The 13,323-nt window shown below is 61.7% G+C and carries 13 protein-coding genes; 9 read left to right on the top strand and 4 right to left on the bottom strand.

Translation table 11 applies throughout. The annotated features are described in order from the left end of the window. Positions 1-68: 68 nt before the first annotated feature. From E4P01_RS12145 to dctM, 8 genes are all read left to right on the top strand, one after another. Positions 69-887, top strand: coding sequence for a MaoC family dehydratase N-terminal domain-containing protein (locus E4P01_RS12145; protein WP_032880852.1), 819 nt, complete (start codon positions 69-71; stop codon positions 885-887). Positions 888-915: 28 nt separating this feature from the next. Further along, a complete protein-coding gene (locus tag E4P01_RS12140; protein ID WP_216091277.1) occupies positions 916-2,079 on the top strand; it encodes an acyl-CoA dehydrogenase family protein in 1,164 nt (387 codons plus the stop codon). Positions 2,080-2,089: 10 nt separating this feature from the next. Then, a complete protein-coding gene (locus E4P01_RS12135) occupies positions 2,090-3,439 on the top strand; it encodes an MmgE/PrpD family protein (RefSeq protein WP_216091278.1) in 1,350 nt (449 codons plus the stop codon). A 10-nt stretch (positions 3,440-3,449) separates the two neighbouring features. Beyond that, positions 3,450-4,643: a CaiB/BaiF CoA-transferase family protein gene (locus tag E4P01_RS12130; protein WP_148853934.1), complete on the top strand. Its 1,194-nt coding sequence runs from the start codon at positions 3,450-3,452 to the stop codon at positions 4,641-4,643. A gap of 14 nt (positions 4,644-4,657) precedes the next feature. Then, the gene (locus tag E4P01_RS12125; RefSeq protein WP_216091279.1) at positions 4,658-5,473 is read left to right on the top strand and encodes a CoA ester lyase; all 816 of its coding nucleotides are present in this window, start codon (positions 4,658-4,660) and stop codon (positions 5,471-5,473) included. Positions 5,474-5,619: 146 nt separating this feature from the next. Continuing rightward, on the top strand, positions 5,620-6,603 hold the full coding sequence (locus E4P01_RS12120; protein WP_005787905.1) for a TRAP transporter substrate-binding protein: 984 nt from the start codon (positions 5,620-5,622) through the stop codon (positions 6,601-6,603). A 161-nt stretch (positions 6,604-6,764) separates the two neighbouring features. Continuing rightward, the gene (locus tag E4P01_RS12115; RefSeq protein ID WP_216091280.1) at positions 6,765-7,397 is read left to right on the top strand and encodes a TRAP transporter small permease; all 633 of its coding nucleotides are present in this window, start codon (positions 6,765-6,767) and stop codon (positions 7,395-7,397) included. Continuing rightward, positions 7,397-8,677, top strand: a complete 1,281-nt coding sequence (gene dctM, locus E4P01_RS12110; protein ID WP_122732263.1) for a C4-dicarboxylate TRAP transporter large permease protein DctM — start codon at positions 7,397-7,399, stop codon at positions 8,675-8,677. The genes E4P01_RS12115 and dctM overlap by 1 nt, the downstream gene beginning before the upstream one ends. A 44-nt stretch (positions 8,678-8,721) precedes the next feature. On the opposite strand, the gene ampC is transcribed toward dctM, so the two are convergent. Continuing rightward, positions 8,722-9,861 carry a class C beta-lactamase gene (gene ampC, locus E4P01_RS12105; protein WP_216091281.1) on the bottom strand — a complete coding sequence of 380 codons (1,140 nt, stop codon included), beginning with the start codon at positions 9,859-9,861 and terminating at the stop codon, positions 8,722-8,724. A 131-nt stretch (positions 9,862-9,992) separates the two neighbouring features. Between ampC and E4P01_RS12100 the strand changes: the two genes are divergently transcribed. Further along, on the top strand, positions 9,993-10,865 hold the full coding sequence (locus E4P01_RS12100; RefSeq protein ID WP_148853937.1) for a LysR family transcriptional regulator: 873 nt from the start codon (positions 9,993-9,995) through the stop codon (positions 10,863-10,865). A gap of 17 nt (positions 10,866-10,882) precedes the next feature. Here the strand turns inward: E4P01_RS12100 and yghX are convergent, their stop codons facing one another. Genes yghX through E4P01_RS12085 form a run of 3 tightly spaced genes read right to left on the bottom strand, consistent with a single transcriptional unit; the run spans position 10,883 to position 13,251 of the window. Further along, a complete protein-coding gene (yghX, locus tag E4P01_RS12095; protein ID WP_005787912.1) occupies positions 10,883-11,770 on the bottom strand; it encodes a YghX family hydrolase in 888 nt (295 codons plus the stop codon). 44 nt (positions 11,771-11,814) lie between these two features. Next, complete coding sequence (locus E4P01_RS12090) at positions 11,815-12,309, bottom strand: thioesterase (RefSeq protein WP_103735007.1); 495 nt, start codon at positions 12,307-12,309, stop codon at positions 11,815-11,817. A gap of 51 nt (positions 12,310-12,360) precedes the next feature. Then, positions 12,361-13,251 (bottom strand): DMT family transporter, encoded by an 891-nt coding sequence (locus E4P01_RS12085; RefSeq protein WP_032880867.1) that lies wholly within the window; start codon positions 13,249-13,251, stop codon positions 12,361-12,363. Positions 13,252-13,323: the final 72 nt, after the last annotated feature.

Here is a 13,323-nt window from a genome sequence, read left to right as displayed (position 1 = left end):
AATTCTCAGAACGGGCAGGCCCTTGCATGATCGGCAGCAGACACCCACTGCCTGAGGATCTGCACCCGATGAGCGCCACTGATTGGATCGGCCGAAGCGAGACCGCCCACGACCACCTGAGCCATAACCTGCTCAAGCGCATCGCCGCCACGTTCGGTGAAGGGGTGCCTGCCGACGGTGCAGCCGTACCCGCATTGTGGCAATGGTGCTTTTTCCAGGACCCGCTGCCGGAGTCGGCCCTGGGCAGCGATGGCCACCCGGCTCGCGGCGGGTTCTTGCCACCGGCCGATAACCGTAATCGCATGTGGGCCGGTGGGCGTATCGAGTTTGTGCACCCGCTGCGAGCCGGCGAGGCGGCGACCCGCGTGTCGACCATCACTCAGGTCGAAGAAAAGACCGGTCGCACCGGTTCGCTGTTGTTTGTCACGGTGCGCCACGACTATTCCCAGGCCGGGCGCCTGGCGATCCGCGAGGAACAGGACATCGTCTATCGCGAGCCCACGCCGCCCAAACCCGGCAGCGGCGATGCCCTGGTCCGGGGCGAATGGACAGAAGCGGTGGAACCGACACCAACCCTGTTGTTCCGCTACAGCGCCGTGACCTTCAACGGCCACCGCATCCATTACGACTATCCCTATGTCACCGCCACTGAAGGCTACAGCGGCTTGGTGGTGCATGGCCCACTGATCGCCACCTTGAGCCTGCGTGCGTTCTGCCGGGCGCACCCTGAAGCCACGCTGCGCCGTTTCATCTATCGCGGCGTGCGCCCGTTGATTGCACCGCAGCCGTTTGAAGTCGGCGGGCGCATCAGCGCAACCGGCGTCGCAGAACTTTGGGCCGGCAACGCTGAAGGTCTGGCGCAGACCGCCCAGGTGCATTTCGAATAACCCAAGAACAACAGGCGGAGAGCCGCGCATGAACCCCAATGACAACGAAGAACTCAATGCCATCCGCGAAGGCGTGCGCGCCTTGTGCGCCGAGTTCGATGCCGCCTACTGGCGCAGGATCGACGAAGACAAAGGCTTCCCCGAAGCCTTCGTCAAGTCCCTGACCGCTGCCGGCTGGCTGTCGGCAATGATCCCCGAAGAGTATGGCGGTTCCGGCCTGGGCCTGGCCGAAGCGTCGGTGATCCTCGAAGAGGTCAACCGTTGCGGCGGTAACTCCGGCACCGTGCATGGCCAGATGTACAACATGTTCACCCTGTTGCGTCACGGCAGCGAGGCGCAAAAGCGCTTCTACCTGCCCAAGCTCGCCAGCGGTGAACTGCGTCTGCAATCAATGGGCGTCACCGAGCCCACAACGGGCACTGACACCACCAAGATCAAGACCACCGCGATCAAACGCGGCGACAAGTACGTGATCAACGGCCAGAAAGTCTGGATCTCGCGAGTGCAGCATTCCGACCTGATGATCCTGCTGGCGCGCACTACACCCTTGGCCGAGGTGAAGAAAAAGTCCGAAGGCATGTCGATCTTCCTGGTCGACCTGCGCGAGGCCATCGGTAACGGCCTGAGCGTGCAGCCCATCGCCAATATGGTCAACCATGAGACCAACGAACTGTTCTTCGACAACCTGGAACTGCCGGCCGACAGCCTGATTGGCGAAGAGGGCAAGGGCTTCAAATACATCCTCGATGGCCTGAATGCCGAGCGCACATTGATTGCCGCCGAGTGCATCGGCGACGGCCGCTGGTTTGTCGAAAAGGCCAGCGCCTATGCTCGCGACCGCGTGGTGTTCGGCCGGCCAATCGGGCAGAACCAGGGCGTGCAATTCCCGATTGCCGAAGCGCATATCGAGATCGAAGCGGCCGACTTGATGCGCTGGCGTGCCTGCGAGGAATACGACAGCGGCAAGAACGCCGGGGCCAGCGCCAACATGGCCAAGTACCTGGCGGCCAAGGCGTCGTGGGAAGCAGCCAACGCTTGCCTGCAAACCCACGGTGGCTTTGGTTTTGCCTGCGAATACGACGTGGAACGCAAATTCCGCGAGACGCGCCTGTACCAGGTGGCGCCGATTTCCACCAACCTGATCCTGTCCTACGTGGCCGAGCATCTGCTCGAACTGCCACGCAGTTTCTGAGGGCCTGAGCATGCGTCATACCCAAGCCCTGTGCCAATTCCTCGCTGATCTGACCTACTCGCAGTTGCCCGAGCACGTACTGGATCGCATCGAGGAGCTGTATCTGGATTGGCTCGCCTCGGCGCTGGCCAGCCAGGGCGCACACCCGATTCCCCTGTTCGAGCGCTATGCGCAGAAGATGGGGCCGAGCAGCGGCCCGGCCCAGGTGATCGTCAGCGGCGCCAGCAGCAGCGCGTATTTTGCGGCACTGGTCAATGCGGCATCGTCGCACCTGGTGGAGCAGGATGACCTGCACAACAGTTCGGTGCTGCACCCGGCCACGGTGGTGTTTCCCGCCGCGCTGGCGGCCGCCCAGGACCTGGGCAAATCGGGTCGCGATCTGTTGCTGGCTGCGGTGGCCGGTTATGAGGCCGGGATTCGCATCGGCGAGTTCCTGGGCCGCTCGCACTACCGCATCTTCCACACCACGGCCACCGTCGGCACCCTGGCGGCGGCGGTCGCCGTGGGCAAATTGCTCGACTTCAACCAGGAACAGTTCATCAACCTGCTCGGCAGTGCCGGCACTCAAGCGGCAGGGCTGTGGGAGTTCTTGCGTGATGCCGCCGACTCCAAGCAACTGCACACGGCCAAAGCCGCAGCGGATGGCTTGCTGGCAGCTTACCTGACAGCCGATGGATTGACCGGTGCGCGCAATATCCTTGAAGGCGATCAAGGCTTGGCGGCGGGCATGTCGAGTGATTCAGAACCTAGCAAGTTGTCCGCTGATTTGGGTAGCCGCTGGGCGCTGGTGGAAACCTCGTTCAAGTTCCACGCCTCCTGCCGCCACACCCATCCCGCTGCGGATGCGCTACTGGACGTGATGCAGCGTGAAGGCTTGAGCGTTGAGCAGATCTCCCGGGTGGAAACCCGCGTGCATCAAGGCGCCATCGATGTGCTCGGCCGGGTGACGGTGCCGGCCACCGTGCACCAGGCCAAATTCTCCATGGGCACCGTGCTTGGCCTGATCGCGGTGCATGGCAAAGCAGGGTTGCCCGAGTTCCATGAACTGGCGTTGACCGACCCTGCGGTCGCGGCCTTTCGCGAGAAGGTCAGCATGACCCTCGACCCCGAGGTCGATAGTGCCTATCCGCAACGCTGGCTGGGCCGTGTCATCGTCACCACCACTGACGGGCGCACGCTGCACGGTGCCATCGACGAGCCCAAGGGCGACCCGGGCAACACCTTGAGCCGCGCCGAACTGGCGGATAAGTTCCAGCGCCTGACTCACTTCAGCGGCGCCCGTACCCCCGCCCAGGCAAGTGGCCTGATCGAGCAGGTATGGAACCTGCGTAACACCGCGTCCATGGCCCATTGGCTTTGAGGGATTTGTCATGAGTAATCAACGACCGCTGGACGGCATCACGGTTGTCAGCCTGGAACACGCGATTGCCGCGCCATTCTGTACCCGCCAATTGGCCGATCTCGGCGCCCGCGTGATCAAGGTCGAGCGCCCCGGTGCCGGTGACTTTGCCCGAGGTTATGACGAACGCGTGCGCGGCCTGGCATCGCATTTCGTCTGGACCAACCGTTCAAAGGAAAGCCTGACCCTGGACCTCAAGCAGGACGAGGCGGGCGCCATCCTTGAAGCGCTGCTGGCCGATGCCGATGTGCTGGTGCAAAACCTTGCACCCGGCGCGGCGGCGCGCATGGGCTTGTCGTTCGAGGTACTGCATCAACGTTTTCCAAGGCTGATCGTCTGCGATATTTCCGGTTATGGCGAAGGCGGGCCCTACGAGAAAAAGAAAGCCTACGACCTGCTGATCCAGAGCGAAGGCGGCTTCCTGTCGGTGACTGGCGGCCCGGGTGATGAGCAGATGGCCAAGGCCGGCTGCTCCATCGCGGATATCTCCGCGGGCATGTACGCCTACAGCGGCATTCTTTCGGCGTTGCTGCTGCGGGGCACGACCGGCAAGGGCAGCCGTATCGATGTGAGCATGTTGGAAAGCCTGGTGGAGTGGATGGGCTACCCGATGTATTACGCCTTCGACGGCGCGCCGCCGCCCCCGCGTGCGGGCGCTGCACATTCGACGATTTACCCCTATGGGCCGTTTCCCACCGGTGATGGCGGCACGGTGATGCTCGGGTTGCAGAATGAGCGCGAGTGGGCGGCGTTCTGCGACAAGGTACTGCTCACCCCGGCGCTGGCGACGGACGAACGTTTCAGCGCCAACTTCAAGCGTTCGGCCAACCGCGAGGCGCTGCGCCAGATTATCGTGGACAGCTTTGCCCGGTTGGACGCCGAGGCGGTGATTCAGCGTCTGGAGGATGCGCAGATCGCCAGCGCGCGGGTCAACGATATGCAAGGTGTATGGGCTCACCCTCAACTCAAGGCCCGCGACAGTTGGCGTGAAGTCGACAGCCCGGCCGGGCCGTTGCCCTCGCTGCTGCCACCGGCGCGTAACGCCGCGTTTACCCCGCGCATGGATGGTGTGCCGGCGCTGGGGCAACACAGCCAGGGCATTCTCGACCAGCTGGGTTATTCCGGTGAGGCCATCGACAGCCTGCGTGCGCGCGGCGTTATCTGATCAGGAAGTGTGCGATGCCAAAGCCTTTAGTTCGTTCAGCGTTGTTTGTGCCGGGCAGCCGCCCGGAGCGGTTCGCCAAAGCCTTGGCCAGCGGCGCCGACGCAGTGATTGTGGATTTTGAAGACGCCGTGGAAGAGCCGCTCAAGCGCCAGGCCCGGGACAATCTGGGGATGTTCCTGCAGGCCCACCCCGAGGCTCAGGTGTGGGTGCGCATCAATGTGCCTGGACACGTCGAGCATTTTGAGGATGTGGCGTTCTGCAAGGCTCATGCAAATGTCGCGGGTGTGCTGCTCCCCAAGGTCGAGAGCGCAGCCCAGGTCGCCGTAGTGGCTGCCACCGGCAAACCCATCTGGCCGATCATCGAAAGCGCTCGCGGCTTGTTGGCGGTGGCCGAGATTGCCCATGCTCCGCTGGTAGAGCGGCTGTCGTTCGGTGGCTTGGACCTGGCCCTGGATCTGAACCTGAGCAGCCATTCCCGCGCTGCTGAGTTTGCCCTCGACCAGGCGCGCCTGTCACTGATCGTGCATTCGCGCGCCGCCGATCTGGTGGCACCGCTGGACGGCGTACATCCGGCCATCGACGACCCTGAGGGCCTGCGCAGTTCGATCCGGCACGCCTATGAAATGGGTTTTGCCGGGGCGTTGTGTATCCATCCCAAGCAGGTTCCGGTGATTCATCAGGCGTTGGCGCCCAGCGCTGAAGACCTGGCCTGGGCCAAGCGGGTAGTGGAGGCGAGTGCCCATGGGGCAGGGGCCTATCAGATTGATGGGCAGATGGTGGATGCGCCGGTGTTGCTGCGGGCACAGAGACTGCTGGCTGCCCAACCCTGACTGAATAAGCCTTCCCACAGGATCGACATGCTCCTTGAGGTTGGTGTTCGGCCAGGCCGAACGCAGGTATCTAAAATTCGAAATTCTCAATATGCAGCACATCAGGCACTTTGCCTTACAACACAACAATAAGAAGGTGATTTCCCATGCTCAAGCTCTCTCGGGCGCTGCTGTGCGCCGCCACCTTGTTCGCCGCGGGCCTGGCCCAGGCGGCTGACCCGATTGTGATCAAGTTCGCCCACGTGGTGGCCGAGAACACGCCCAAAGGCCAGGGCGCGCTGCTGTTCAAGAAGCTCGCCGAAGAACGCCTGCCCGGCAAGGTCAAGGTCGAGGTGTACCCCAACTCGTCGCTGTTCGGCGATGGCAAGGAAATGGAAGCGTTGCTGTTGGGTGACGTGCAGATGCTGGCGCCGTCCCTGGCCAAGTTCGAGCAGTACACCAAACAGGTGCAGATCTACGACCTGCCGTTCCTGTTCAACGACCTGGCTGCCGTCGACCGTTTCCAGGCAGCCCAGGGCAAGCAACTGCTGACTGCGATGCAGGACAAGAACATTCTCGGCCTGGCCTATTGGCACAACGGCCTCAAGCAACTCTCCGCCAACAAGGCCCTGCACGAACCCAAGGACGCCCGTGGCCTGAAGTTTCGCGTGCAAGCCTCCAGCGTGCTTGAAGAGCAGTTCAAGGCGATCCGCGCCAACCCGCGCAAGATGAGCTTTGCCGAGGTTTACCAGGGCTTGCAGACCGGCACCGTGAATGGCACTGAGAACACCTGGTCGAACTATGAAAGCCAGAAGGTCAACGAGGTGCAGAAGTATTTCACCGAGTCCAACCATGGCCTGATCGACTACATGGTGATCACCAACGCCAAGTTCTGGAACGGCCTGGCGCCGGATGTGCGCAGCACGCTGGAGCAGATCATGGCCGAAGTCACTGTCGAGGTGAACAAGCAGGCCGAAGCGCTGAACCAGTCTGCCAGGCAGAAGATCATCGATGCCAAGACCAGCGAGATCATCGAACTTACCCCCGAGCAACGCACGCTCTGGCGCGAAGCCATGCGCCCGGTGTGGCAGAAGTTCGAAGGCCAGATCGGGGCTGAGCTGATCAAGGCAGCGGACGCTTCCAACCAATAATCCCAGGGTGTACTGAGATCCAATGTGGGAGGCGGCTTGCTCCCGATAGCGGTGGATCAGAGACAGATCTGCAAGCTGACACATTGCTATCGGGAGCAAGCCCCCTCCTACATTTGGGCAAGTTCCACCCTGGTATTTCATTTGCCTCGCGAGGTTTTGCCATGCAAACGCTAAGGCGCGTCTGGGAGCACCTGGAGGAAGGCTTTATTGCCTTCCTGCTGGCCGCCATGACCCTGGTGACATTCGTCTACGTCATGCTCAACAACATCTACACCCTGTTCTTTGCTCTGGCGGATAAATGGGCCTGGAGCAGTCACTTCTTCAATGCCCTGGGCGACACCGCCATGACCTGGGCCCAGGACATGACCTGGAGCGTGGCGCTGACCAAGGCCATGTTCGGCTGGTTGATTTTCTTCGGCATTTCCTACGGAGTACGCACCGCCGGCCACCTGGGCGTGGACGCGCTGGTCAGGTTGACCAAACGCCCGGTACAACGCTTGCTCGGGATGCTCGCCTGCCTGTGCTGCCTGGCCTACGCCGGCCTGTTCATGGTCGCCAGCTACAAGTGGGTGAGTGCGGTAATGACCGCACATATCGGTGCCGAGGACCTTGACCAGTTCGGTATCGACGTCGGTGACATCGTGGTGATCGTGCCTATCGGTTTTGCCTTGGTATTGATTCGCTACCTGGAAATTTTCTACCGCATTTTTACCCACCGCCAGGTCGGGTTGGGATTGGCCGATGAGGCCGGGGAGGCCAGCAAGTTGGCCGGCAGCCATGAGGAGCGTCACTGATGGCCGTGCTCTGTCTGTTTCTGCTGTTGTTCGTGTTCATGTTCCTTGGCGTGCCGATTGCGATTTCCCTGGGGCTGTCCGGCGCGGTGTCGATCCTGATGTTCAGCCAGGACTCGGTGAGCTCCCTGGCGATCAAGCTGTTTGAAACCAGCGACGCCTATACCTTCCTGGCGATCCCGTTCTTCCTGCTGTCCGGTGCCTTTATGACCACTGGTGGCGTGGCTCAGCGGCTGATCGACTTTGCCAATGCCTGTGTCGGTCATATCCGTGGCGGTCTGGCGATTGCAGCGGTGCTGGCCTGCATGTTGTTTGCCGCGCTGTCCGGCTCGTCACCGGCCACGGTGGCGGCGGTGGGCTCGATTGCCGTGGCAGGCATGGTGCGTTCCGGTTATCCAAAGGAGTTTGGTGCGGGGATCATCTGCAACGCCGGGACCTTGGGTATCCTGATTCCGCCTTCGATTGTGATGGTGGTGTATTCGGCGGCGACCGAAACCTCAGTGGGCAAGCTGTTCATGGCTGGGGTGATCCCGGGACTGTTGCTGGGCCTGATGTTGATGATCGCGATCTACATCGTCGCGCGTATCAAGAAGCTACCCGCGCAACCACGGGCGACGTTCCGCGAGTGGTTGAGTTGCGCACGCCGGGCGTTCTGGGGCCTGTTGCTGTTGGTGATCATCCTCGGCGGTATCTACAGCGGCATGTTCACCCCGACTGAAGCCGCAGCGGTGGCGGCGGTGTACTCGGCGTTTGTCGCGCTGTTCATCTACAAGGACATGACGCTGCGCGACTGCCCCAAGGTGCTGCTGGAGTCGGGGCGCTTGTCGATCATGCTGATGTTCATCATCGCCAACGCCATGCTGTTTGCCCATGTGCTGACCACTGAGCAGATCCCCCAGGAAATCACTGCGTGGGTGATTTCCGAAGGGCTGACGCCGATTGGTTTCCTGATCATGGTCAACGTGGTGCTGCTGATTGCCGGCAGCTTTATGGAGCCTTCGGCCATTGTGTTGATCCTGGCGCCGATCTTCTTCCCGATCGCGATGAAGCTTGGGATTGACCCGATTCATCTGGGGATCGTGATGGTGGTGAATATGGAAATCGGCCTGGTGCACCCGCCGGTGGGGTTGAACCTGTTCGTGACCTCGGCGGTGACCGGGCTGACATTGGGGCAGACCATTCGCGCGGCGATGCCGTGGCTGATGATTTTGCTGGTGTTCCTGATCATGGTGACTTACTTGCCGTTCATTTCCCTTGCGCTGCCGCAGTGGCTGGGGATGTAAGGTGGGAGGGATTGCCCCTCCCACATTTGTTGATTGTTTCGGCCTTACTGATCCATCGCACTCAAGATCGCATGGGCCACTTTTACCCGCTCGGCATTCGGGTAGTTCTTGTTGGCCAGAATCACCACGCCGATATCCTTGCTCGGCACATACGCCACATACGCACCAAAGCCACCGGTTGACCCGGTTTTGTTGTACAGCACATTGGCAGGCTGCGGCTGGGCGGGTTTGAGCCAGGTGACCTTGTGCGGCTCCATTGCCATCGGTGTGGAGTTACCGTCGATCAACGCTTGCAGGGTGATGGGGTAGGGGTAGCGCTCCCAGCCCAGGCCCTGGGTCATGCCGTTCACGGTGTAGTAGCCAGCGTGGGTGGCGGCGATGGCCTGTTGCACGGGCTGTTCCAGGGTTTGCGGGTGCATGTTCGCAATGACATAGCGGGCGAGGTCCTGGCTGGTGGTCTTGAGCCCGTAGGCTTCACTGTCCAGCGCGCCGGGGCTGACGCGCACAGGTTTTTGCTGCTTGTCATAGCCTTGGGCATATTGGCTGGCTTTGTCCGTGCGCACGCTGACATACGTGTTGGTCAACCCTAGCTTGGGCAGCAGCGTCTTCTCCATGGCAACGTTGAACGGCTGGCCCAGGCTTTGCGCGGTCAGGTAGCCGAACAGGCCGATGCTGGGGTTGGAGTACAAGCGTTGTTCACCCGCAGCGTAAGTGGGCTTCCAATGCTGGAAGTAGCCCAGCATGGTCGATGCACTGTCGGCTGCATCCGGAAATTGCAGCGGCAAGCCGCCAGGGGTATAGGTCGCCAGTTGCAGCAGGCTGATGCGATCGAACGCGCTGCCGGCCAGGGACGGCAAGTACTGGCTGGCTGTGTCCGACAGCTTGAGCTTGCCGATGGCCTGGGCATAACCACCAAGGGTAGCGGTGAAGGTTTTACTCACCGAGCCGATTTCGAACAGCGTGTTTTGAGTGACCGCGGCCTGGGTGTCCTTGGCGGCTACGCCGTAATTAAAGTATTGCACCTTGCCCTGGTTCACCACCGCGACTGCAAGGCCGGGGATGCCTTGCTGTTGCATCAAGGGTTTGACGTTGCTGTCCACGACCTGGCGTATATCGGTGGCGGCCATACAGCCGCCGGATACGAGCAGCAAAGCTGAAACCAGGTACTTTGGCTGATATTTCATGGTGATTCGCTTCCATGTAAAAGTGGCAATGATGATCAGAGCCTGCGCAGGCGTGGCAAATCTAGGTGGATTTTATACCCGGAGCAAACGATGATATCTCGCACCAGCCATTAGAAAAATTGGGGTAAGCCTTGTTGCGTTCCCATCTGCCCCTCAATGCCCTGCGCGCTTTTGAAGCCTCGGCGCGCCATTTGAGCTTTACCCGCGCGGCTATCGAGCTATGCGTGACCCAAGCCGCAGTCAGCCATCAAGTCAAAAGCCTCGAGGCGCAGCTCAATGTCACGCTGTTCAAGCGCCTGCCACGCGGCCTGATGCTCACTCGCGAAGGCGAAACCCTGCTGCCGGTGTTGCGTGAAGCCTTCGACCGCATTGCCCACACCCTGGGCCAGTTCGAGGGCGGTCACTACCGCGAGGTGCTGACAGTGGGCGCGGTCGGCACCTTCGCCGTGGGCTGGCTATTGCCTCGTTTGGCGGATTTCCACAGCCGCTATCCGTTTATTGATTTGCGCCTGTCCACCCACAACAACCGCGTTGATGTCGCTGCCGAGGGCTTGGATTACGCCATTCGGTTTGGCGCAGGCGCCTGGCATGGCACCGAGGCCTGCCCTTTGCTGGAAGCCCCGCTGACGGTGTTGTGCGTGCCGCAGATTGCCGAGCAATTGCACAGCCCCGCCGACGTGTTGAAGCACACCTTGCTGCGCTCTTACCGTGCCGATGAGTGGAGCCTTTGGTTGCAGGCTGCCGGGTTGCCGGCAGACACCCTGGTGCCGCGCAGTATCGTGTTCGACTCGTCGCTGGCGATGATGGAGGCCGCCTTGCAAGGCAGCGGTGTGGCCCTGGCGCCAGCGTTGATGTTTTCACGCCAGTTGGAAAGCGATGTGATCCGCCAGCCGTTCGATGTGGGGATCACGACCGGCAGTTATTGGTTGACCCGTTTGCAGTCACGCAACGAGACACCCGCGATGTTGGCGTTCAAGGGGTGGTTGCAGACGTGTATTGAATAAGAATGTGGGAGGGGCGGCTAGGCGAGGTATTTGCGGAACCAGCCCAGGGTGCGCTCCCAGGCCAGGTTGGCTGCTGCCTCGTCATACCGCGGCGTTGAGTCATTGTGAAAACCGTGGTTGGCGCCTTGGTAGATGTAAGCCTCATACGTCGTGCCCGCAGCTTTCAACGCCTGCTCATACGCCGGCCAACCCTCATTGATCCGCGTATCCAGTTCCCCGAAATGCAACATGATCGGTGCCTTGATGCGCGGCACGTCTTTGGCCTCGGGTTGGCGCCCGTAGAACGACACCGCAGCGCCCAGTTCCGGGTAGGCCACCGCCGCCGCGTTGGTCACGCCGCCGCCGTAACAGAAGCCGGTGATGCCGACTTTGCCGGTACTGCTGTCGTGGTGCATCAGCCATTCGATGGCGGCGAAGAAGTCGTTCATCAGTTTGGTCGGGTCGACAGTCTGTTGCAGCGCCACGCCTTTTTCATCGTTGCCGGGGTAGCCGCCCACGGACGTCAGGCCATCGGGTGCCAGGGCAATGAAGCCGGCTTTGGCCAGGCGCCGGGCCACGTCTTCGATATAGGGGTTCAGGCCACGGTTTTCATGCACCACCACCACGGCGGGCAGTTTTGCCGCAGCCTTGGACGGGCGCACCAGGTAGCCGCGCACCGTGCCGTTGCCCTTGGGCGAAGGGTAGGTGATGTAGTCGGCGACGATATCCGGATCGGTGAATTTGACCTGTTCGGCCAGGGCGTAGTTGGGGCTCAGGGCTGCCAGCAGCGCCGAGGCGGTGAGGCCGCCCAAGGTGAACAGCGCGGCACGGTCGAGAAACTCGCGGCGGTTGATCTTGCCGTGGGCGTAGCCGTCGTAGAGTTCCAGCAGTTCGGGAGCAAAGTCCTTGGCGGTAAGACGGGGCATGGGTGCAGTCCTCGATCAGCGGTTGCAGTCACTGTAGACCAGGATCACGCCTCGCGACCATGGGCGGCCGCGGCCAATTGCCCGGTGTCGACGCGTACGAAAACTGAATCGCCGATGGCCGTGAGCACGTCACCGGCGTACACCTCGCAGACCACGCGGCTTTTGCGCCCGATGTCGCCTTCGACCCGTGCGCGCAGGGTCAGTGGCACGCCCATCGGTGTGGGCTTGATGAATTTGATCCCCAGGTTGCCGGTGACGCAGTCGATGCGCGGCAGGCTGCCGGGTTCGCGCTGTTCGGCGCGGTAGTGGTAGGCCATGGCGGTCCAGTTGGAATGGCAATCCACCAGCATGGCGATCAGGCCGCCGTAGACCAGGTCTGGCCAGCCGCTATATTTGGCTTCGGGTTGATGCTCGGCGACCACGTGTACGCCATCTTCGGCCCAGCGGCTCTTGATATGCAGGCCATGGGGGTTGCTGCTGCCGCAGCCGTAGCAGATGCCTTCTGGCGCGGTGATGTCTTGGAGAGAAGCGGTGGTCATGCAAAGTCCTTGTTATTGTTCAGGCGACTTCCCTGTTTAGCAGGCCACGCGTCAGCGGGCAAACTTCTTCGCCCCGGCCACGCAACCGATCACCGCGAACGTCACCAGCACCATGCCCAGGCTGACCTGCTCATGCAGCAGGCCCGCGGCCAGCGCCAGGCCGAAGAAAGGTTGCAGCAGCTGCAACTGGCCGACTGCGGCTATGCCGCCCTGGGCCAGGCCGCGGTACCAGAACACAAAGCCGATCAACATGCTGAACAGCGCCACGTACCCCAGGCTCAGCCACGCCGGCAGGCTAATGCCGCTGAGGGTCGAAGGCGCCAGCAGCAGGCTCAACGGTGCCACCAGCGGCAGCGACACCACCAGCGCCCAACAAATCACCTGCCAGCCACCCAGGCTGCGCGACAGCTTGGCGCCTTCGGCATAACCCAGGCCGCAGACCAGCACCGCCAACAGCATCAACAAGTCGCCTGCAGGGGCGGCGCTCAAGCCTTGGGCAAAGGCGTAACCCATCACCAACAGGCTGCCCAGGATGGAAAACAACCAGAACACTGGCTTGGGTCGCTCGCCGCCACGCAGCACGCCAAATACCGCCGTGGCCAGGGGCAGCAGGCCGATGAAGACGATTGAATGGGCCGAGGTCACGTATTGCAGGGCCAGGGCTGTGAGCAGTGGGAAGCCGATCACCACGCCCAGAGCGACGATCACCAAGGGAGCCCATTGCTGACGGGTGGGGCGTTTTTCCTTGAATAGCCACAACAGGCAGCCCCCCAGCAGGGCGGCGAGGGTGGCGCGGATCATGGTCAGGAACACCGGGTCGAACTCCATGACCGCCAGGCGCGTGGCCGGCAGCGATCCGCTGAAAATCACCACGCCGATAAAACCGTTGATCCAACCCTGAGTGCTGACATCCAGGGTGCCGAAGCGGGCGATGCGTTCCATGGCGGTATGTCCGAAAGTGGGGTTGCGTGCGGCTCATCCTAGGGCTGAAGATTAGGACAATCAAAAAATTGT

Source organism: Pseudomonas sp. NCIMB 10586, assembly GCF_023127895.1.
Taxonomy (GTDB): Bacteria; Pseudomonadota; Gammaproteobacteria; order Pseudomonadales; family Pseudomonadaceae; genus Aquipseudomonas; species Aquipseudomonas synxantha_A.
This window is presented reverse-complemented; position numbering and strand designations above follow the sequence as displayed.